At 62.8% G+C, this 19,095-nt stretch carries 21 protein-coding genes; 4 read left to right on the forward strand and 17 right to left on the reverse strand.

Features of this window, described 5'->3' with window-relative positions; genetic code table 11:
* Positions 1-162: 162 nt before the first annotated feature.
* From iscX to NCT32_RS08390, 11 genes are all read right to left on the reverse strand, one after another.
* Positions 163-360, reverse strand: coding sequence for a Fe-S cluster assembly protein IscX (gene iscX, locus NCT32_RS08340; protein WP_061121077.1), 198 nt, complete (start codon positions 358-360; stop codon positions 163-165).
* Positions 361-374: 14 nt separating this feature from the next.
* On the reverse strand, positions 375-716 hold the full coding sequence (gene fdx, locus NCT32_RS08345; protein ID WP_061121076.1) for an ISC system 2Fe-2S type ferredoxin: 342 nt from the start codon (positions 714-716) through the stop codon (positions 375-377).
* Positions 717-764: 48 nt separating this feature from the next.
* Positions 765-2,630 (reverse strand): Fe-S protein assembly chaperone HscA, encoded by a 1,866-nt coding sequence (gene hscA, locus NCT32_RS08350; RefSeq protein WP_250490093.1) that lies wholly within the window; start codon positions 2,628-2,630, stop codon positions 765-767.
* Positions 2,631-2,666: 36 nt separating this feature from the next.
* A complete protein-coding gene (gene hscB, locus NCT32_RS08355; RefSeq protein WP_061121074.1) occupies positions 2,667-3,197 on the reverse strand; it encodes a Fe-S protein assembly co-chaperone HscB in 531 nt (176 codons plus the stop codon).
* 81 nt (positions 3,198-3,278) lie between these two features.
* The gene (gene iscA / locus NCT32_RS08360; protein ID WP_061121073.1) at positions 3,279-3,602 is read right to left on the reverse strand and encodes an iron-sulfur cluster assembly protein IscA; all 324 of its coding nucleotides are present in this window, start codon (positions 3,600-3,602) and stop codon (positions 3,279-3,281) included.
* 80 nt (positions 3,603-3,682) lie between these two features.
* A complete protein-coding gene (iscU, locus tag NCT32_RS08365) occupies positions 3,683-4,111 on the reverse strand; it encodes a Fe-S cluster assembly scaffold IscU (RefSeq protein ID WP_061121072.1) in 429 nt (142 codons plus the stop codon).
* Between the two features lie 36 nt (positions 4,112-4,147).
* On the reverse strand, positions 4,148-5,371 hold the full coding sequence (locus NCT32_RS08370) for an IscS subfamily cysteine desulfurase (RefSeq protein ID WP_061121071.1): 1,224 nt from the start codon (positions 5,369-5,371) through the stop codon (positions 4,148-4,150).
* 86 nt (positions 5,372-5,457) lie between these two features.
* A complete protein-coding gene (gene iscR / locus NCT32_RS08375; RefSeq protein WP_061121070.1) occupies positions 5,458-5,985 on the reverse strand; it encodes a Fe-S cluster assembly transcriptional regulator IscR in 528 nt (175 codons plus the stop codon).
* A gap of 140 nt (positions 5,986-6,125) precedes the next feature.
* Entirely contained in the window at positions 6,126-6,608 is a 483-nt protein-coding gene (locus NCT32_RS08380; RefSeq protein ID WP_061121069.1) for a low molecular weight protein-tyrosine-phosphatase, read from the reverse strand.
* Between the two features lie 117 nt (positions 6,609-6,725).
* Positions 6,726-7,970, reverse strand: a complete 1,245-nt coding sequence (locus tag NCT32_RS08385; protein WP_061121068.1) for a patatin-like phospholipase family protein — start codon at positions 7,968-7,970, stop codon at positions 6,726-6,728.
* Positions 7,971-7,985: 15 nt separating this feature from the next.
* Positions 7,986-8,780, reverse strand: coding sequence for a 3-hydroxybutyrate dehydrogenase (locus tag NCT32_RS08390; RefSeq protein ID WP_061121067.1), 795 nt, complete (start codon positions 8,778-8,780; stop codon positions 7,986-7,988).
* Between the two features lie 289 nt (positions 8,781-9,069).
* Between NCT32_RS08390 and NCT32_RS08395 the strand changes: the two genes are divergently transcribed.
* Entirely contained in the window at positions 9,070-9,915 is an 846-nt protein-coding gene (locus NCT32_RS08395; protein WP_061121066.1) for a 23S rRNA (adenine(2030)-N(6))-methyltransferase RlmJ, read from the forward strand.
* Positions 9,916-9,927: 12 nt separating this feature from the next.
* On the opposite strand, the gene NCT32_RS08400 is transcribed toward NCT32_RS08395, so the two are convergent.
* Positions 9,928-10,296 (reverse strand): hypothetical protein, encoded by a 369-nt coding sequence (locus tag NCT32_RS08400; protein ID WP_061121065.1) that lies wholly within the window; start codon positions 10,294-10,296, stop codon positions 9,928-9,930.
* A 112-nt stretch (positions 10,297-10,408) separates the two neighbouring features.
* On the opposite strand from NCT32_RS08400, the gene NCT32_RS08405 reads away from it, so the two are divergent.
* Positions 10,409-10,807: a DUF305 domain-containing protein gene (locus NCT32_RS08405; RefSeq protein WP_061121064.1), complete on the forward strand. Its 399-nt coding sequence runs from the start codon at positions 10,409-10,411 to the stop codon at positions 10,805-10,807.
* Between the two features lie 95 nt (positions 10,808-10,902).
* Here NCT32_RS08405 and NCT32_RS08410 read toward each other — a convergent pair whose 3' ends face one another.
* Positions 10,903-11,049, reverse strand: coding sequence for a DUF3563 family protein (locus tag NCT32_RS08410; protein WP_075644455.1), 147 nt, complete (start codon positions 11,047-11,049; stop codon positions 10,903-10,905).
* A 234-nt stretch (positions 11,050-11,283) separates the two neighbouring features.
* A complete protein-coding gene (gene cueR, locus NCT32_RS08415) occupies positions 11,284-11,670 on the reverse strand; it encodes a Cu(I)-responsive transcriptional regulator (protein ID WP_061121063.1) in 387 nt (128 codons plus the stop codon).
* A 97-nt stretch (positions 11,671-11,767) separates the two neighbouring features.
* Here cueR and NCT32_RS08420 point away from each other — a divergent pair, with 97 nt between their 5' ends.
* Both NCT32_RS08420 and NCT32_RS08425 read left to right on the forward strand, forming a co-directional pair.
* Positions 11,768-11,974 carry a heavy-metal-associated domain-containing protein gene (locus NCT32_RS08420; protein WP_061121062.1) on the forward strand — a complete coding sequence of 69 codons (207 nt, stop codon included), beginning with the start codon at positions 11,768-11,770 and terminating at the stop codon, positions 11,972-11,974.
* Positions 11,971-12,909: an SDR family oxidoreductase gene (locus NCT32_RS08425; RefSeq protein WP_061121061.1), complete on the forward strand. Its 939-nt coding sequence runs from the start codon at positions 11,971-11,973 to the stop codon at positions 12,907-12,909. The genes NCT32_RS08420 and NCT32_RS08425 overlap by 4 nt, the downstream gene beginning before the upstream one ends.
* On the opposite strand, the gene NCT32_RS08430 is transcribed toward NCT32_RS08425, so the two are convergent.
* From NCT32_RS08430 to imuA, 3 genes are all read right to left on the reverse strand, one after another.
* A complete protein-coding gene (locus NCT32_RS08430) occupies positions 12,903-16,298 on the reverse strand; it encodes an error-prone DNA polymerase (protein ID WP_250490094.1) in 3,396 nt (1,131 codons plus the stop codon). The genes NCT32_RS08425 and NCT32_RS08430 overlap by 7 nt on opposite strands.
* An 82-nt stretch (positions 16,299-16,380) precedes the next feature.
* On the reverse strand, positions 16,381-17,988 hold the full coding sequence (locus tag NCT32_RS08435) for a DNA polymerase Y family protein (protein ID WP_061121060.1): 1,608 nt from the start codon (positions 17,986-17,988) through the stop codon (positions 16,381-16,383).
* Positions 17,933-18,796: a translesion DNA synthesis-associated protein ImuA gene (gene imuA / locus NCT32_RS08440; protein WP_061121059.1), complete on the reverse strand. Its 864-nt coding sequence runs from the start codon at positions 18,794-18,796 to the stop codon at positions 17,933-17,935. Before imuA ends, NCT32_RS08435 begins: the two co-directional genes overlap by 56 nt.
* Positions 18,797-19,095: the final 299 nt, after the last annotated feature.

Below are 19,095 nucleotides of genomic sequence, written 5' to 3' on the forward strand. Positions count from 1 at the left end.
GCAGCGGGGGCGATTTTAAGTCGCAGGGGAAGGGGCAACAACGCGCGCAACGTCAAGTTCTGTCAAACATGAAATGCGTTGCGGATGTTTGGAAAGTCGCGGATGAAAACAAAAACGGCGGCTCGCAAGAGCCGCCTTTCGAGAAATGCAGGCAGGACCGGGTCAGTAATCCGCGTCCTCGATCCACGCCGCCTGGATCGCCTCCAGAATCTTCTCGTTGGATTTTTCCGGATCGTCGTCGAAACCGTCCAGTTCAGTAATCCAGCGATGCAGGTCAGTGAAACGCACATATTGGGGATCGATATCCTGATGCGCGTCGGTGAGTGCCATCGCGATCTCCTGAGTATCTGTCCACTTCATGGGCGAGCCTCCTGTCAGTGATTTTCTTTGGCGTGATTGATGGAGTACCGCGGGATCTCGATCACCAGATCCTCGTCGGCAGGCACCATTGCCTGACATGATAACCGCGATGTCGGTTCGAGACCCCACGCTTTGTCGAGCAGATCGTCCTCGTCCTCCTCGGACGGCTCGAGCGCGTTGAATCCTTCCCGGATGATGACGTGGCACGTCGTGCACGCGCACGATTTCTCGCAGGCGTGCTCGATCTCGATGCCGTGTTCCAGCAGGTTGTCGCAGATGCTCTTGCTCACGTCGGCGTCGATCACCGCGCCGTCCGGACATAGCTCCACGTGAGGCAGCACAACGATTTGAGGCATGGGGCTGATTTTCCGTAAATGCTTCTTTGTTCAATAACTGCGCGACGATCAGACGTCGTCGAGCTTGCGGCCCGCGAGCGCGCGGCGGATGCTCTTGTTCATGCGGCGCGCGGCGAACTCGTCGGTGCCGGTCGCGAGCGCTTTCGTGGCCTCTTCGATCTTCTCGACCGAATCGCCGTTCGCAAGCGCCGCAAGCGCGGTCACGAGCGTCAGGATCTCGGCGCGCTCTTCGTCGTCGAGCAGTTCGCCATCGGTCTCGAGCGCGGCGTGCGTCGCTTCGATGAGACGCTCCGCTTCGACCTGCGCCTCGCGCAACGCACGCGCGTGCATGTCCGTTTCGGCGGTCTTGAAGCTCTCTTCGAGCATGCGGGCGACTTCGTCGTCGGCAAGACCGTACGACGGCTTCACCACCACCGACGCCTCCACGCCCGACGCCTGCTCGCGCGCGAACACGGAAAGCAGGCCGTCCGCGTCCACCTGATAGGTCACACGAATGCGCGCGGCGCCGGCCGCCATCGGCGGAATGCCGCGCAGCTCGAAGCGCGCGAGCGAACGGCAGTCGGACACGAGCTCGCGCTCGCCCTGGACGACGTGAATCGCCATCGCGGTCTGGCCGTCCTTGAAGGTCGTGAAATCCTGCGCGCGCGCGGTGGGAATCGTCGAGTTGCGCGGGATGATCTTTTCGGTGAGGCCGCCCATCGTTTCGACGCCGAGCGACAGCGGAATCACGTCGAGCAGCAGCCAGTCGTCGCCTTCGCCCCGGCGGTTGCCGGCGAGCAGGTCGGCCTGGATCGCGGCGCCGAGCGCGACGACCTGATCCGGATCGAGATTGACGAGCGGCGGCTGGCCGAAGAACGCCTCGACCGCGCGGCGGATGACCGGCATGCGCGTCGCGCCGCCGACCAGCACGACGCCCTTGATGTCCTTGGGCGTGACCTTCGCGTCGCGCAGCGCTTTTTTCGTCGGCCCGAGCGTGCGTGCGACGAGCGATTCGGCCAGCGCGGCAAATTGCGCTTCGCTCACGGCGACGTCGATTTCGACGCCCGTGGACAGCGTCGCCTGCACGCGCGTCTCGGGCACGTCCGAGAGCGCTTCCTTGGCCGAGCGCACGCGATCGAGCATGAGGCGCACGTCCTCCGGCACATCGAGCGTGACGCCCGCCTGCTCCAGCACATGGCGATACAGCGCGTGGTCGAAATCGTCACCGCCGAGGGCGGAATCGCCGCCCGCCGCGAGCACTTCGAAGACGCCTTTCGTGAGCTTCAGGATCGACAGGTCGAAGGTGCCGCCGCCGAGGTCGTAGACGGCGAAGAGGCCTTCGGAGCCGTTATCGAGACCGTAGGCGATCGCGGCCGCGGTCGGCTCGTTCAGGAGCCGCAGCACGTTCAGGCCGGCGAGCTTCGCCGCGTCCTTGGTCGCCTGCCGCTGGGCTTCGTCGAAATAGGCGGGCACCGTGATCACCGCGCCGACGATATCCTCGCCGAGCGTATCTTCCGCGCGGTGCCGCAGCGTCGCGAGAATTTCCGCCGATACTTCGACCGGGCTCTTCACGCCGTCGATCGTGCGGATCTGCACCATGCCGGGCGCGTCGATGAAATCGTACGGCGCGTTCTCCGCGCCCTCGACCTCGCTCTTGCCGCGGCCCATGAAGCGCTTGACCGATACGATCGTGTTGTGCGGATCGGTGACGGCTTCTTCCTTCGCGGTCCGGCCGATGCGCCGCCCGCCCTTCTCCAGATAGCGCACGACCGACGGCAGCAGCACATGGCCGCCCTCGTCCGGCAGCGCTTCGGGCACGCTGCTGCGCACGGCCGCGACGAGCGAGTTCGTCGTGCCGAGATCGATACCGACCGCCACGCGCCGTTGATGCGGCGCCGGCGCCATGCCGGGTTCTGAGATTTGCAGTAAAGCCATCTTTGGTCTTATGGGGTTGGGTGCGGCTGACTCGTCTTACGCGTGTTCCAGCCGTTCGATTTGCGTGCCGATTTCATGAGCCACGCGTTCGATGAACATCAACTGCCGTACCGCCTCGCCCGCGGCCTGATCGGAACCGCTGTCGATCAGCGCCTCGAGCTTCGTGAAACGCACGCGCTCTTCCTCACGCAATTCGTCGAGCAGCGCTTCGAGCGCGCCGATGTTCTTCGCGTTCGCGGCATCCTCGATATTTTCGCGCCATTCCATCTGCTGCATGAGGAAGGCGGGCTCCATCGCAGTGTTGTTCTCCGCGCCGACGTCGATGCCGCGCTGCGACAGCATATAGCGCGCGCGCCTGAGGGGATCGCGCAGCGTCTGATAGGCCTCGTTCGCGTGCGTGGCCCATTGCATCGCGATACGTTTCTGCGCGTCGCCCGCCGCGGCGAAACGATCCGGATGCACTTGCGCCTGCACGGTGCGATATGCGTCGTCGAGCTTCTGCGGATCGACGGCGAAGGTTCGCGGCAGATCGAAGAGATCGAAGTGACTGTCGGTGAGCGAGGCCATGCTATGTCTATGGTTTCAGTGTGCGAATGAAAAAGGCGGCACGCGCCGCCTCTTTTGCCGATACCGCCGGCGTGATTCGCGTCAAACGCGGAACGATTCGCCGCAGCCGCACTCGTCCTTCGCGTTCGGGTTGTTGAACTTGAAGCCTTCGTTCAGACCTTCGCGGGCGAAGTCCAGCTCGGTGCCGTCGAGATACGGAAGACTTTTCGGATCGATCACGATCTTCACGCCCGCCGTCTCGAACACGGTGTCTTCGGGCGCGAGTTCATCGACATATTCGAGCTTGTACGCCAGACCCGAACAGCCCGTCGTGCGCACGCCCAGCCGCAGGCCGACGCCCTTGCCGCGCCGCATCAGATACTTCTGCACGTGCTGTGCCGCTTTATCCGTCAACGTGATTGCCATAGTCTTCGCTTCTCTTCGCTTTACCGTGCTTCGCCGGCTCATCGCGGCGCCGCGCTCATGCGCGGCGCTCGCTTCAGTCGTTACGCCGCGTGCTGTTTCGCTTCCACTGCCTGCGCTTCGGGCGCCGCGACGCCATGACGCTGCTTGTAATCGGCAACCGCTGCCTTGATCGCGTCTTCCGCGAGAATCGAGCAGTGGATCTTCACAGGCGGCAGCGCCAGTTCCTCGGCGATCTGCGTGTTCTTGATCGTCAGTGCCTGATCCAGCGTCTTGCCCTTCACCCATTCGGTGACGAGCGAACTCGATGCGATCGCCGAGCCGCAGCCGTAGGTCTTGAACTTCGCGTCCTCGATCACGCCATCCGCGCCCACGCGGATCTGCAGCTTCATCACGTCGCCGCACGCCGGCGCGCCGACCATGCCGGTGCCGACGGTGTCGTCGTCCTTCGAGAACGAGCCAACGTTACGCGGGTTTTCGTAGTGGTCCAGAACCTTGTCGCTATAAGCCATGATTCAAACTCTCCTTTATTCGGTGACGCGCGTCGCTCAGTGCGCGGCCCACTGGATGGTCGAGATGTCGATGCCGTCCTTGTGCATTTCCCAGAGCGGCGACAGATCGCGCAGCTTTGCGATCTTGGTCTTCAGCAGGTTGATCACGTAGTCGACATCCTGCTCGGTGGTGAAGCGGCCGACCGTGAAGCGGATCGAGCTGTGCGCGAGTTCGTCGTTGCGACCGAGCGCACGCAGCACATACGACGGCTCCAGCGATGCCGACGTGCACGCCGATCCCGACGACACCGCGACATCCTTCACCGCCATGATCAACGATTCACCCTCGACGAAATTGAAGCTGATATTGAGGTTGTGCGGCACACGGCGTTCCATGTCGCCGTTGACGTACACCTCTTCCATGTCCTTCAGGCCTCTCAGCAGACGGTCGCGCAACATGCGGATGCGCTCGTTTTCCGTTGCCATTTCTTCACGCGCGATGCGAAACGCCTCGCCCATGCCGACGATCTGATGCGTCGCGAGCGTGCCCGAACGCATGCCGCGCTCGTGACCGCCGCCGTGCATCTGCGCCTCGATGCGCACGCGCGGCTTGCGGCGCACGTACAGCGCGCCGATGCCCTTCGGGCCGTACGTCTTGTGCGCCGAGAACGACATCAGGTCGACCTTGAGCTTTTGCAGGTCGATTTCGATCTTGCCGGTGGCCTGCGCCGCATCGACGTGGAAAATGATGCCCTTCTCACGCGTGATCTCGCCGATCGCCTCGATGTCCTGAATCACGCCGATCTCGTTGTTCACGCTCATCACCGAGACGAGGATCGTGTCCGGGCGGATCGCCGCCTTGAACTTGTCCAGATCGATGAGACCGTCGTCCTTCACGTCGAGATACGTGACTTCGTAACCTTCTCGCTCCAGCTCACGCGTGGTGTCGAGCACGGCCTTGTGCTCGGTCTTCACGGTGATGATGTGCTTGCCCTTGCTCTTGTAGAAGTGCGCGGCGCCCTTGATCGCGAGGTTGTCCGATTCCGTTGCACCCGACGTCCAGATGATTTCGCGCGGGTCGCAGTTGACGAGCGCCGCGACGTTCTCGCGCGCTTCCTCGACCGCACGCTCCGCATCCCAGCCGTACTGGTGGCTGCGCGAGGCCGGATTGCCGAACTGCTCGCGAAGATACGGGATCATCTTGTCCACCACGCGCGGATCGACGGGGGTCGTCGCGCTGTAGTCCATGTAAATGGGCAGGTGGGGAATATCGTTGTTCATCAGTCGCTCCGGGAAATCGGTCAAAGCTCTTGGCTGTGATGCTTCTATCTGCGCGCCCGGCTCTCGTGCCGGCGCAGCGTTCAATGTCATCCGGCCAGGTTGAAAATGGAATTCGGCCCCTTGGGCGCGACGCGCGCGGCCTCGACGCCAGCCGACTCGGCGCGCCGGTCGCGCAGGACCGCCGACGAACCTTCGCGTGCGCGCTGCTGGTCGACCAGATCCTTCAACGAGACGGAATCGAGATACTCGACCATCTTCTGGTTGAGCGTCGCCCAGAGCTCGTGCGTCATGCAGTGGCCGTCGTGCTGCTTCGTGCCTTCACACGTGCCCTTGCCGCCGCATTGCGTGGCGTCGATCGGCTCGTCGACCGCGATGATGATGTCGGCCACCGTGACGTTCTCCGCACGGCGCGCAAGGTTGTAACCGCCGCCCGGTCCGCGAACCGATTCGACGATCTCATGCCGCCGCAGCTTGCCGAAGAGCTGTTCGAGATATGAAAGCGAGATGCGCTGGCGCTGACTGATGCCTGCCAGCGTCACCGGGCCCTGCTCCTGGCGCAACGCCAGGTCGATCATCGCCGTTACGGCGAAACGGCCTTTCGTGGTGAGTCTCATAATTGGGGGCTACCGCTAATACTCGATGATTTTCGTCAAGTATAAATATCCCACAGTTTTAGTCAAGTATCCCGGACGAGATAAGTAGCTTTTTAATTGGTTTTTTCGCACTCGCACGGCGGGCCGTCGGGCGATGGCCGTCAAGCCCTCAATTGGGCACGCAAGGCGTTCAGCAAACCTTGGCACGCGTTCTCGCACTGATCGAGCACTTTTTCGAAACCATCTTCGCCGCCGAAATAGGGATCGACGACGACGCGGCTGTCATCGCCTGTGGCGAACTCCATGAGCAGGCGGATCTTGCCGCGATGTTCGGGCGGGCAGATCGCCGTCAAGGCGGCGGCGTTGGCGTCGTCCATGACGATGAACAGATCGAAACGCGCGAAATCGGCGGCGGCGACCTGACGTCCGCGCAGTGTCGAGAGATCGTAGCCGCGCTTCTTCGCGGCCTTCTGGGCGCGCTCGTCGGGCGGCTCGCCGATGTGCCAGTCGCCCGTGCCGGCCGAATCGACGACGATGCGCCCGGCCAGCTTCGCGCGCTCGACGAGATCACGCATCACCGCTTCGGCGCTGGGCGAGCGGCAGATGTTGCCGAGACAGACGAAGCAGATCGCGATCGAGTTCATCTAAAGCCGGAAAGAGTCGTGACGCCCGGCGACGTCGCCGAGGCAAGCCGCCGGAATGCGTGCGCGATTATACAAAGTGGCACACTTTCCCGCCCAATCGGGCGGTGCGGAACGCATTCATTGCTCGTCGCGATGGATGTCGTGTGTGATGAAACGCGATTCGCCGTTAGGCATGTCGAGCCAGTCGCGATGCGCAAGCGTGCGGCGCATATCGGCGAGACCGCTTTCCCAGTGTTCCCGCATCGTCGAGAGGCCGAACTGGTAGTCCTTGTAATGGCCCTCGTATTCCTTTTGCCGGTAGATCAGATGAACGATGTTGTAGCGCTTCGAGCACGCCAGTTCGGCGGCAAGCCTGCACCATTCATCATTCTTGCGAACCTCTTCGGGCACGAGGTCGAGCACGTGCTGCAGGACATTGCGGTAGCGCTGCGAGCGCTGCATCTGATCCGTGACGAGGCGCGTGCGGCTCGAAAACTGCACGTCCTTCACGCGTCCCATGACATCGACGATGCTGTCCGGCACCGGCCCGCGCGCGCTCCACAGATCGACCTGGAAGGCGAGCGTGTCGCGCCGCGGCGTTGCCTGCGCGATCTCGTAGAGCGGCGTGTTCGACATGAGGCCGCCGTCCCAGTAGAACTGGCCATCGATCTCGACTGCGGCGAAACCCGGCGGCAAGGCGCCCGATGCGATGAAATGCTCGGCGCGCAACTCGACCTGCGTGTTGTCGAAATAGGCGAAATTGCCGGTCGCGACGTTCACGGCGCCGACCGAGACGCGGGTCTCGCCGGAGTTGATCCGATCGAAATCGCAAAGACGCTCGAGCGTGGCCTTGAGCGGCGTCGTGTCGTAGTAGCTCGCGGTTTGCGGCGAGCTCGACGCGATCGGCGACGGCGGCGGAAAGCGCGGAACGAAAAAACCCTTCTGCCCTTCGACGACCGCGCCGAATGCCTGCATCGCGGTGAACGCCTTGCGAATCTCATCGGCGGAATCGAAAAGCGCGCGCTCGACGAAGGCTGGCAAAGGAAAACCGTATGCCGGCTGACAGATCGTCTCCCAGAATTCCAGGAGACGCGTCACGCGATGCTCCGGCGCATTACCCGCGATGATCGCCGTGTTGAGCGAGCCGATCGAGATGCCGGCGATCCAGTTCGGATGAATATCCGCCTCGTGGAGCCCTTGATAGACGCCCGCCTGATAGGCGCCGAGCGCGCCTCCGCCCTGCAGCATCAGCGCGATCGTCTCGTAGGGCGGCAAGTGGATGCGGGACGGCGCGCGTTCCACGACGGATGCGGACGCGGCATCGTTCGTTGCTTTCCTGGCATTGCCCCGACGTAGCGTGTCTTCGTTCTCGATTTCCGACATTGCCCGTCGTCTCCCTTATTGCATGAACCAGCCGTGGCTCACGACGAACGATTGCCCCGTCAGCGCCGCCGTTTCGAACGCGGACAGAAAGAGCACGGTCTGCGCGACGTCCTCGACGGTGGTGAACACGCCGTCCACGGTGCCGCCCAGCATCACGCGCTTGACGACTTCCTCTTCGCTGATCTTCAGTTCCTTCGCCTGCTCGGGAATCTGCTTGTCGACGAGCGGCGTGCGCACGAAGCCCGGACAGACGACGTGCGAACGCACGTTATGCTTCGCGCCCTCCTTGGCGAGCACGCGCGCGAGGCCGAGCAAGCCGTGCTTCGCGGTGACATACGCCGACTTGAGCGGCGACGCCTCGTGCGAATGCACGGAACCCATGTAGATCACGACGCCGCCGCGATCGTCCTTGTACATGTGTCTCAGCGCGGCTTTGGTGGTGAGGAACGCGCCATCGACATGAATCGCCATCATCTTCTTCCAGTCGGCGTATGCGTAGTTTTCGATCGGATTGACGATCTGGATGCCCGCATTCGACACAAGGATGTCCACCGAGCCGAGTTCCGACGCGACGCGATCGATGCCCTGATTGACCGCGTCTTCGTTCGTCACGTCCATCGCGATACCGATGGCCTTGCCGCCGTTGCCGCGAATTTCCGCGGCGACGGCGTCGGCGCCCGCCTGATTCAGGTCTGCGATGGCAACCGCAGCGCCCGCGCCCGCGAGCGTGAATGCGATCGCCCGGCCGATGCCGCTCGCTGCGCCCGTCACGACCGCGGTTTTGCCGTCGAGCTTTCCGTTTGATGACATGCGAACCTCCTATCCAGTGGAAGACATCAGGAATGACAACATCCATCGGCACGACCATCAAGCTGGCCGTTCGGCATAGGAAAACGCCTGCGAAACATGAGAATGCCTATGCCGTTCGGTCGACTGTTCATGAATGTCCGGGAGCGGCTATTGTGCATGAAGGATGCAGTGCGCCGCAGCGTAAGCGGGGCGTCACGACTCGTGCGCCGGGCGGCGTCGGCTAGAATAGGCTCCCTTCCCCGCCCCTTTTCATTCCGGTTTTTTTCGCGCCCCGCGCAGGCCTCTTGTCATGCTCAGTTATCGTCACGCCTTTCATGCGGGCAATCACGCCGATGTGCTGAAACACGCAATCGTCATTCAGATGCTTCGCCATCTCGGCATGAAGGACAAATCGTATTGGTATATCGACACGCACGCCGGCGCCGGCGTCTACTCGCTCACTGAAGGCTTCGCGACGAAAAACGCGGAGTTCCAAACGGGGATCGGGAAACTTCGGGATCGGGACGACCTGCCGCCGCTCCTCGCCGACTACGTCGATGAAGTCAATGCACTGAATCCCGACGGTGGCCTGCAGTTTTATCCCGGCTCGCCCTATCTCGCCTGGCGCACGATGCGCGAGCAGGATCGCATGCGGCTTTTCGAGTTGCACAGCACGGAGATCGACGTGCTGCGCCACAATTTCCGGGACGCCGGCCGGCGCGCGATGATCTATGAAGGCGACGGCTTCGACGGCATCAAGGCGCTCCTGCCGCCACCGCCGCGCCGCGCGCTCGTGCTGATCGACCCGTCATATGAGGACAAGCGCGACTACGCTCGGACGCTCACGTGTCTCGAGGAGAGCATCAAGCGCTTTGCGACAGGGACATACGCGGTCTGGTATCCGATCGTCACGCGCATCGAGTCGCAGCGCTTCGCCGATCAGTTGAAGGCCATCCAGCCGAAGGGTTGGCTGCATGCCGCCTTGATTGTGAAAAAACCGCCGACGGACGGCTTCGGCCTCTTCGGCAGCGGCATGTTCGTGATCAATCCGCCGTACACGCTGGCGAAAGAATTGAAGGGTGCACTGCCCTATCTCGTCAACGCGCTCGGCGAGGACGAGCACGCGTCGTTCAAGCTGGAGCATCGCGCGGACTGAACCGGGCGATCGTCAGGGACGAGGCGTGCGCGGAACGCGTGGGCGGGGGCTTCCCCCGGGCGGCGCGGGCACAGTGCTCTGCCCGGTCGAGTACTCGACGTAGGGCGAAACCACGATCGGCGGCTCCGCTTCCTGCGGCGGCCCGGGCAATGTTGCCATCGGCACCATGCCGGGACCGCCGAGCGGTCCGCTCTGAAGCACGGTTCCGCTCACGCCGCTATGGATGCCGGTTTGCGTATCGAGCACGAGAGGCTCGCCGCCTGGCTTGGCGAACGTCGATTGCGAGCCGAGCAACGCTGCGGCGAGCAGGCCGCAAACCCATGCGGCTCTTGCGACGCGATCCTGAATGCGAATATTCGTCGTGTTGATGTGGCCTGGCATCGCGCGCTCTTTTATGTAGACGAAACTGCTTTACCTTACCCCGGTGGCAAGCTTTAGGCTAGGCGTTCCGACTCATATGCAGTTCGCAATCGCCCTCTTCACAGGAGATACGATGAAATCAAAACGAATCGCGCTTGCCATCTTCACCGCCCTCTCTAGCGCATGCGCGATAGCACAGCCCGCCGCGCCGTCGAGCGATGCGATGCCCGGCATGAACATGGAACAGCACGCGCCGAAGCCCACGGACGTCTCGTCGACCGCCGCCTTCCAGGCCGCCGATCAGAAAATGATGTCGGGCATGACTGGCGTCGAGTACACGGGAGACGCCGACCGCGATTTCGTCGCGCACATGATTCCGCATCATCAGGGTGCGGTGGAAATGGCGAAGGTCGAATTGAAGTACGGCAAGGACGCGAAGCTCCGCAAGCTGGCGAAAGACATCATCGCCGCGCAGGAAAAGGAAATCGCGTTCATGAAGCAGTGGGTGGAGCAGCACCCGACGAAGCATTGAACTCTGCGACGCGCATCGAGCAGAAAAGCAAAAGCCCCGCAATGCGGGGCTTTCCAACTTTCACGTTGGCGTTTTTCCACGCCAGAACGGAACGCTTACGCGTTATAGCCGTTCGTTTCGAGCGATCGGATACGCTGTTCGAGCTGGACGATGTCCGTGGATTGAGCAAGGTACGCTTCACGGCGACGCTGCTCGGCGGCTTCGAACCAAAAGCTCAGTTTTTCGATCAGGAATGCAAACATGGTGTTCTCCAAGGTCTTTAAAAGATCCCTGGCATTTTCGGGTCAGGGATTACCCGCACTAGGGAATACCCGGATTATAGAGGAGAACGTCCGCGCCCGGGTAGTGAAATGCTTGAATACTGTGCATTCAGTTTCGGAATGGTGCAGTGTAAATTATTGCCTAAGGTTCTGATTTTTCGGACAATTACCAGGTCTTGAAAATCAGGCGCCTATTTACGCACCGAATTGGTGCGTCTACTGCGACAGATTGTCCAAGATCGGGCAGTCCGGTCGTGTATCGCCGTGGCAGTGGGCCGCCAAGTGCGACAGCGTGTCGCGCATTTCCGTCAATTCGGCGATTCGCCGGTCCAGTTCCGCGACATGTTCCAGTGCGATCGACTTCACTTCGGCGCTCGCCCGCGAGCGGTCCTGCCATAAAGCAAGTAGCTTACGGATGTCTTCGACGAGAAAGCCAAGCCGGCGCGCCTGTCGTACAAAGCGCAGCGCATGCACCTCCTGATCACCGTACACGCGATATCCCGACGACGTCCGCCCGACCGGATTCAGCAAGCCGACACTCTCGTAGTAGCGGATCATCTTCGCCGTCACGCCCGAGGCACGGGCCGCTTCACCGATGTTCATGTTCGCTCCTGAAAAAATGTCATCCCGACTCTACACCTTCCCATGATGGGAAGGTATACGATGACGTTAATCCAGGCTTTTTAAAGAGGAAATCGCAATGACCGAGTTCGAAGTTCAGGGCATGAGTTGCCAGCACTGCGTCGCGGCCGTCACGCGCTCGATCCAGGAAATCGATCCGCAGGCGCAGGTTCGCGTCGATCTGGAGCGCGGCACGGTCGCCGTCGAGTCCGGGCAGTCGAACGACGCGCTGAAGGAAGCCATCGACGAGGCCGGCTATACCGTCGTCGGCGTCGCGTCGGCATGAGAAGGAGCGAGGATTTCACCGTCGCGCTTATCGGCGCGTCCGGATTGCTGGGACGCGCCATCGCCGGCGAACTGGCAAGCGCGACCGGCGCGAGACAATGGCGCATCGTGCGCACGGCCCACAGCCGCGCCGACGCACAGAACGCGCAACTCGATCTGCTCGACCGAGACGCCGTGTCCGCCTTCTTTCGTGAGTTCGCGCCCGATGCAATCGTGGTCGCGGCGGCGGAACGGCGTCCGGACATCTGCGAAAACGATCCGGCGCGTGCACGCGCACTGAACGTCGATGCGTTGAGCGTGATCGCGAGCGAAGCGCGCGCGCTCGGTGCGTGGGTCCTGTCGATCTCGACCGATTACGTGTTCGACGGCACCGCCCCGCCCTATTTTCCCGACGATGCGCCCGCGCCGCTCAACGCCTACGGACAGAGCAAGCTGGACGGCGAACGCGCGTTGCTCGCGAGCGACCCGGCGTCCTGCGTGCTGCGCCTGCCGCTGCTTTATGGTCCGTTCACGGACTGGAACGAATCGGCCGTGACGAGCCTCACGCCCGCCATCGTCAAATCAGCCGATCCGGCGAGCCCGCCCGCGTCGATGGACGCCTGGGCGACGCGCTATCCGACTTTCACGCCCGATGTCGCCGCGGTGATTCGCGGCATGCTCGAACATCACGCGAAGGGCGCGACGATCTCCGGCATCACGCAATGGTCCGGCGACGAACCGATGACGAAGTTCGACATCGCCCAACGCATCGCGCGGGCATTGAAAGTGGACGCAAAACTCGTCGCGCAACGCACGCCTGCTGACACGACGCCGCGCCCGCGCGACTGTCATCTCGATTCCGGCCGGCTGGATGCGCTGGGCATCGGCCGGCGTACGCCGTTCGATAGCGCGATTGCCAGACTGCTCGAGAACTATCCGGGCATGCCGGATCAGTGAAAATCGCGGCTGGGGGCGGCGAGGCGGCCGAGCAGCGCGCTATGGTCTTCGAGCCGTTGCGCCACGAGATGACGCACGTCGCCGTCCATTTGCCAGACGCCGTGCACGCCGAGCAGCGACGCCCCTAGCAGCACTTTGCGCTGTTTCTCGACGAGGCCCGGCCAGACGATCACGTTGATCGCACCGGTTTCGTCCTCGATCGACACGAAGATCGTGCCGTTCGCCGTGCCTGGCCTTTGCCGCACCGTCACGATGCCGCACGCCCGCACGACGCGTCCGTTTCTGATTTCCGCGAGTTCGGCGGCGGTCTTGAAACGCAGGCGCGCAAGCTTGCCGCGCAACAGCGCGAGCGGATGACGATTGAGCGTGAGTCCGAGACTCGCGTAGTCGTCGACGATTTCGCGGCCTTCCGATGCTTCCGGCAGCATGAGCGGCGTCTCGCTCATCGGCGCATCTCGCAGCAATTCCGGCGCGCGCTGTTGCGCCGTGACCGCCCACCACGCCTGACGCCGATGCCCCGCGATGCTCGCGAGCGCATTGGCCGCCGCGAGCGCTTCGAGTTCGCGTCGCGACAAGGCGGCACGGCGCGTGAGATCGTCGACATCGACGAAGGGCGCCTGCGCGCGCGCTGCCATGATCCGCTCGGCCGCCGCTTGCGGAAGACCCTTGATCAGTTGCAGGCCGATCCGCACGCCCGGCCCTTTCGCGCCGTATTGCCGTCCATCCAGCTCGACGCGCTTTCTAAAGCTGCGCGCCGCTCGTCGCACGGTCTTCCGAAACACGCGATCCGACGCGGCCGCGCCATAGAACTGCTGACGCCGCCGCTCCTTGCCGGCATCGAACACGACGCGCTCGCCGTTACCGGACCGCGCTTCCAGCACCGATTCCCAATCGCTCAGGGAAACATCGGGCGCGAACACCGGCACGCCGTGACGCCGTGCGTCCTGCACGAGTTGCGACGGCGAATAGAACCCGAGCGGCTGGCTGTTCAGCAAACCGGCCAGAAACGCGGCGGGCTCGTAACGCTTGATCCACGCGCTGAAATAAACAAGCAGCGCGAAGCTCGCCGAGTGACTCTCCGGAAAGCCATATTCGCCGAATCCCTCGATCTGCTTGCACACACGCGCGGCGAAATCGTGCTCGTAGCCGCGCGCAAGCATCTTCTTCATGAGATCGGCCTGATATTTCTCCAGATGACTGCCGCGACGCCACGCGGCCATCGCCCGGCGCAATTGATCGGCCTGTTCCGCCGTGTAGCCCGCCGCAACCATCGCGAGCTTCATCACCTGCTCCTGAAAGATCGGCACGCCGAGCGTGCGGCCGAGCACCGGCCGTAGCTCCTCTTTCGGATACTCCTCCTCTTCCAGTCCCTGTTTGCGGCGCAGATACGGATGCACCATGCCGCCCTGAATCGGGCCGGGCCGCACGATCGCCACTTCGATCACGAGGTCGTAGTACTTCTGCGGCCGCAAGCGCGGCAGCATGCTTTGCTGTGCGCGCGATTCGATCTGAAACACGCCGATGGTGTCCGCGCGGCAGCACATCTCGTAGACGGCCTTGTCCTCGCGGCGAATATGCGACAGCCCGAAACCCGGCACGCCGCGCCGCAGCGCGACGAATTCGAGGGCGCGCCGGATCGCCGACAGCATGCCGAGCGCGAGCACGTCCACTTTCAGGAGCTTCAGCTGATCGATGTCGTCCTTGTCCCACTGAATCACGCAGCGGTCTTTCATCGCGGCGTTTTCGATCGGCACGAGCCGCGACAAGCGTTCCCGCGCGATCACGAAACCGCCGACGTGCTGCGACAGATGCCGCGGAAAGCCTCGCAGTTCGCGCGTCAAACGGATGAGATGCTTCGTGACGTGGGAATCGTCGCTGAAGCCCGCTTCCCTGAGATAACCCGCCACCGCGGACGGTCCGTCCCACCACTGCTGCGACTTCCCGATGCGCTCGATCAGCGACGCATCGAGCCCGAGCGCCTTGCCGACATCCTTCAGCGCGCTGCGCGTGTGATACGTGATGAGCGACGCCGCCAGCGACGCGCGATGCCGCCCATACTTCTGATAGATGTACTGGATGACTTCCTCGCGCCGCTGGTGCTCGAAATCGACGTCGATATCGGGCGGCTCGTTGCGCGCTTGCGAGATGAAGCGCTCGATCAGCAAGCCCATCCGGACCGGATCGAGTTCGGTGATGAACAGGCAATAGCAAATGATCGAGTTCGCCGCCGAGCCTCGCCCCTGACACAAAATGCCCTTGCTGCGCGCAAAGGCGACGATGTCATAGACAGTCAGGAAGTACTTCTCGTATTCCAGCCTGGCGACGAGCGCCAGCTCTTTATCGATGAGACCGATCGTCTCGGCATCCATGCCGTTCGGCCAGCGTTGCAGCGCGCCCGCGATCACGCGTTTGCGCAGATAGCTCGCGGGCGTCTCGCCGGGCGGCACCAGCTCTTCGGGGTATTCGTATTTGAGTTCCTCGAGATTGAAGGTGCAGCGGGCCGCCACCTTCAGCGTTTCCCGGATCGCCTCTTTTGGATACAGCGCGCCGATGCGCAACCGCGTGCGCAGATGTCGCTCCGCGTTCGCTTCGAGCGCGTAGCCGCATTCGGCAAGAGGCCGGTTCAGGCGGATCGCGGTCAGCGTGTCCTGCAAAGGCTTGCGGGAGCGCGCGTGCATCAGCGCGCCGCTCGCCGCGACGAGCGGCAATCCGCTCGCTTCGGCGATCACACGACAGGAAGCAAGACGCTCGTCGTCGCTACCGTCCTGCCAGAGCTCAAGCGCGAGCCACGCACGCCTCGCGGCAAAGCCGGCCAGCCAGTGCGCGCGGTCGAGCGTATCGGCGAGCGTCGCCGATCTCTGCGGCACGAGAATCAGGATGCAATCCGGCAAGTGCTTCAGATGCGCAATATCGCCGCGCAGATCCGCCGCGTTGGATGACGCGGCGGGGTCCGTGAAGTCCTCCGGGCCTATCTTGTAACTGCCCTTGGGCGAACGAGCGCGCGCGTGCGAAATGAGCTCCGACAGGTTGCCGTAGCCCGCCCGATTCGTCGCAAGCGCGATGAGCGTGCAGAACGGCTCGCCGTCGGCATCGGTGAGATGCAGTTCGCTGCCGATGATCAGTTTCAGATCCTGCTTTTTGGGCGGCGGCTCGCCTGCAAGCTGCGCGGCTTCGGCGTCGGCGCGCGCCTTCGCTTCGATGTCCTTGATCGCGGCATGCGCACGCACGACGCCCGCGAGCGAGCATTCGTCCGTGATCGCGAGCGCGGTATAGCCGTGCTCGAGCGCTGCCGCGGCCAGTTCCTGCGGATGCGATGCGCCGCGCAGAAACGAAAAGTTGCTCAGGCAATGCAGTTCGGCATAACCGGGCAACAGCGCCGAGGCCGACATCGCGCCGAGAACCGCGGCCTTGTCGTCGCCTTCGTCATCTTCATCGAGGCCGATGATGTCGTTCAAATCATCCACGGCGGCATCATCCGAAAAAACCGTGCAGGAACCAACTGCCGGTGAGACGTTCGCGATAAAGCCAGAACATGCGGCCGCGATCGTCGGCGGCGACGTAGTAATCGCGCTGGACACCATTGCCGTCCCACCATCCCGCCTCGATGCGCTCGGTCCGGCTGATCAGCTTCAGCGGGCGTCGGTAAAACGGGCGCTCGTTGCGCAAGATCAGCTTTTGCGGTGTCTCGAGTATCCACGACGGGCGCGGCTGCGAGGGAACGGCCCGATCGGGAAGCTCGAGCGGCCCGCCGGATTCGGTTTGCGCCTCGGTTTGCGCCTCGATTTGCGCCTCGGGTTCGGTTTCGGTCGGCGTATCTGCTTTTGCCACTTGCGTCTTTGACGATTTCTTCCCGCGCTTCGGCTTCGTCTCGCTTGCAGGCTTATAAGCTTCGACTGTCATCGCCGCTTCGGGCCGATGATCGTCTCGCGCGACCAGCTGCACGACGTTCTCGGCGCCGAGCCGCGCGCTCAGACGTTCGAGCAGTTGCGCCATCGATTCGCTGTCGGAACCGGGCATCGGAAACAAGGTCTCGGCCGGCGGCGCATGCTCGCTGACCTTGTCGGCAAGAAGCTTCATCTCGATCACGGGCGCTGCGAGCGTCGTCTGATTCAGTTTCTCGCGCAGCAGCCAGAGGATGTGATCGGCTTCGCGCGTCGGCACGGCCCAGGCTACCTTGAATGTCGACGTTTTCGGCGCGTGACGGGCAGCCAACTCGTGCTCGAGCAAGAGCGAAAATTCACTGACCGCCGCATGATGCGCGCTCAGCCAGCCGGCGAGTTGCAACACAAGCCGGCGGGCGGCGAACAGCAACGCCTCGGCGCTTTCCACGCGCGCCTGCAATTCGAGCCGAGCCTCGAACGACGCCGGCGCGCAGAACGCCTCGCGCGGATCGGGTGCCTGTCCATATGCTTGCGCGAGCCATTGCAGGATGCCCTGACCGAACCGTCGCGCGACGCCCTTGCGCGGCAGACGACGCAAATCGGCGAGCGTTGCGCAGCCGATCTGCTCGAACACGTTGCCGTGCGAATGCGCCGACGGGATGAGCGATACGGGCAACGCATCGAGCACATGGACGAGCGTCGTCTCTTTCACGATGCGTACGCGCCGCGTAACACGACGCGTGCGCGCGTGAGCCAGCAGCCATGCGCCCCACGCCGTCGGCGCGCAGCCCATGCGCGAGGTGAAACCGCATCCTTTTACCGTCGATGTCACCTTGGACAGCAATGCGCGCAAGCCGCCGAAGAGCCGCATGCTCGCGCCAACTTCGAGCAGCACCGTATTCGCATGGGCCAGCACGACTTTGGGCGAAAACGCGAGCAACGCCAGCGCAACAGCTTCGAGCGCGTTTTGCTCTTCACGCATGTCGATGGCGAGCAGCGTCAGTTGCGGCGCCAGCGCGAACGCATGCGAGCGCGTGCTGCCGGGCCGCACGCCGAGCCGAAACGCGACGAGATCGGGCATCAGGATGCGCGCGTGATCCGCGAGCGCGAAGCATGGCTGATCGATATCGCTGGCGCGAATGTCATTCGGCGTCGATGTTGCTCCAGGCGAGATCGAATTCCCCGATGTCGAGGGCATCGAGGGCGGCCTGACTGCTTCGAGCGATAAAAGCGGCAATGTCACCGCTATCCACAACATGTTTGACCTCTCGTGCTTTCCTTGCCTGATGCGCACGACGAATATGTTCGGGCAGAGCAGGCATCTGCAGCGGCAAGCTCAATCGCAGCGGCTTGCCCAACAGTGGGCCACGCCGCTTGATGATGTCGATTTCGAGCATGACGGCTTGCATCCATTCGCGACGGTTCATCGTCTGTGCGCTGGCGGGGAGTATCGGTTTGCAGACCATGCGCAATGGCGCGGCGGATGATTGCTTCGCCGCTTTGAGCGGGCGGAACAGGAACGCCAGCGACTGCGCTTCCTGAGCGGCGACTTGCAGCCTCCGCAGTGCTTCCGGACGCACTTGAGGCAGCCAGATCAGCACAGCGCCGATGCCTTCCTGCTTCAGCGACTGCTCTGCGGCCCAGAGCACCTGATCTTCGGGCGCCTTGACCCAGACCAGTTTATCGACCGCGATTTTCATCGCCCGAAGCGCGGCCAGATTGGGCTTCCACGGTGGCGCGATGAAGATGACGGAGCGATCTTTGCCCCCTGTCAGTTCTCGAAGCGTGCGCGCGAGCAATCTGATTTCGCCCACGCCGCTCTCTTCGATCAGTAACTCGGTGACTGTGCCGGGCATCCAGCCAGCGCCGGGCAAGGCCAGATCAAGCGTCCGGAATCCGCTCGAGATGATGTTCGACTCGGGATCGTTGATCGGACTGCCCTGCCAGATCTGACGCTGCAGATGCGATGTCAGCCCGATGTCGAGCAATGAAAGTGCTGCACCCATGAGTTTTCCCCGTCCAGCGCGAATGCAAGGGCCTGCTCACGGTGCGAGCACTCGGCGGTCTTTGGTTTTACTGTATATTTATACAGTATTTTTTTGAGGGCGGGTAAACATCTGGAGGTGCCGAAGGCTCGTTACGAAGCACAAGGGCGAAGAATAAGACAGGAAATTGCGATGGGATTACCAGCGTTTTCGCGCTTCCAAACGCAAAAACCCCACCTTTGCGGGGTGGGGTTTTTGTTTATCGCATGAGGAGCCTGACGATTACCTACTTTCACACGGGTATCCGCACTATCATCGGC

Origin of the sequence: Caballeronia sp. INML2 (assembly GCF_023631365.1) — a bacterium.
GTDB lineage: Bacteria > Pseudomonadota > Gammaproteobacteria > Burkholderiales > Burkholderiaceae > Caballeronia > Caballeronia turbans.

Excerpts from the sequence above, each read along its gene's own strand:
- NCT32_RS08435 (WP_061121060.1), bottom strand. The coding sequence starts at position 17,988 with ATGCCCTCGACATCGGGGAATTCGATCTCGCCTGGAGCAACATCGACG.
- iscA (WP_061121073.1), bottom strand. The coding sequence starts at position 3,602 with ATGGCAATCACGTTGACGGATAAAGCGGCACAGCACGTGCAGAAGTAT.
- imuA (WP_061121059.1), bottom strand. The coding sequence starts at position 18,796 with ATGGGTGCAGCACTTTCATTGCTCGACATCGGGCTGACATCGCATCTG.
- cueR (WP_061121063.1), bottom strand. The coding sequence starts at position 11,670 with ATGAACATCGGTGAAGCGGCCCGTGCCTCGGGCGTGACGGCGAAGATG.
- iscU (WP_061121072.1), bottom strand. The coding sequence starts at position 4,111 with ATGGCTTATAGCGACAAGGTTCTGGACCACTACGAAAACCCGCGTAAC.
- hscA (WP_250490093.1), bottom strand. The coding sequence starts at position 2,630 with ATGGCTTTACTGCAAATCTCAGAACCCGGCATGGCGCCGGCGCCGCAT.
- NCT32_RS08380 (WP_061121069.1), bottom strand. The coding sequence starts at position 6,608 with ATGAACTCGATCGCGATCTGCTTCGTCTGTCTCGGCAACATCTGCCGC.
- NCT32_RS08420 (WP_061121062.1), top strand. The coding sequence starts at position 11,768 with ATGACCGAGTTCGAAGTTCAGGGCATGAGTTGCCAGCACTGCGTCGCG.
- NCT32_RS08430 (WP_250490094.1), bottom strand. The coding sequence starts at position 16,298 with ATGTCGGCCTCGGCGCTGTTGCCCGGTTATGCCGAACTGCATTGCCTG.
- NCT32_RS08405 (WP_061121064.1), top strand. The coding sequence starts at position 10,409 with ATGAAATCAAAACGAATCGCGCTTGCCATCTTCACCGCCCTCTCTAGC.
- NCT32_RS08400 (WP_061121065.1), bottom strand. The coding sequence starts at position 10,296 with ATGCCAGGCCACATCAACACGACGAATATTCGCATTCAGGATCGCGTC.
- NCT32_RS08410 (WP_075644455.1), bottom strand. The coding sequence starts at position 11,049 with ATGTTTGCATTCCTGATCGAAAAACTGAGCTTTTGGTTCGAAGCCGCC.
- iscR (WP_061121070.1), bottom strand. The coding sequence starts at position 5,985 with ATGAGACTCACCACGAAAGGCCGTTTCGCCGTAACGGCGATGATCGAC.
- NCT32_RS08425 (WP_061121061.1), top strand. The coding sequence starts at position 11,971 with ATGAGAAGGAGCGAGGATTTCACCGTCGCGCTTATCGGCGCGTCCGGA.
- iscX (WP_061121077.1), bottom strand. The coding sequence starts at position 360 with ATGAAGTGGACAGATACTCAGGAGATCGCGATGGCACTCACCGACGCG.
- NCT32_RS08385 (WP_061121068.1), bottom strand. The coding sequence starts at position 7,970 with ATGTCGGAAATCGAGAACGAAGACACGCTACGTCGGGGCAATGCCAGG.
- NCT32_RS08370 (WP_061121071.1), bottom strand. The coding sequence starts at position 5,371 with ATGAACAACGATATTCCCCACCTGCCCATTTACATGGACTACAGCGCG.
- hscB (WP_061121074.1), bottom strand. The coding sequence starts at position 3,197 with ATGGCCTCGCTCACCGACAGTCACTTCGATCTCTTCGATCTGCCGCGA.
- NCT32_RS08390 (WP_061121067.1), bottom strand. The coding sequence starts at position 8,780 with ATGTCATCAAACGGAAAGCTCGACGGCAAAACCGCGGTCGTGACGGGC.
- NCT32_RS08395 (WP_061121066.1), top strand. The coding sequence starts at position 9,070 with ATGCTCAGTTATCGTCACGCCTTTCATGCGGGCAATCACGCCGATGTG.
- fdx (WP_061121076.1), bottom strand. The coding sequence starts at position 716 with ATGCCTCAAATCGTTGTGCTGCCTCACGTGGAGCTATGTCCGGACGGC.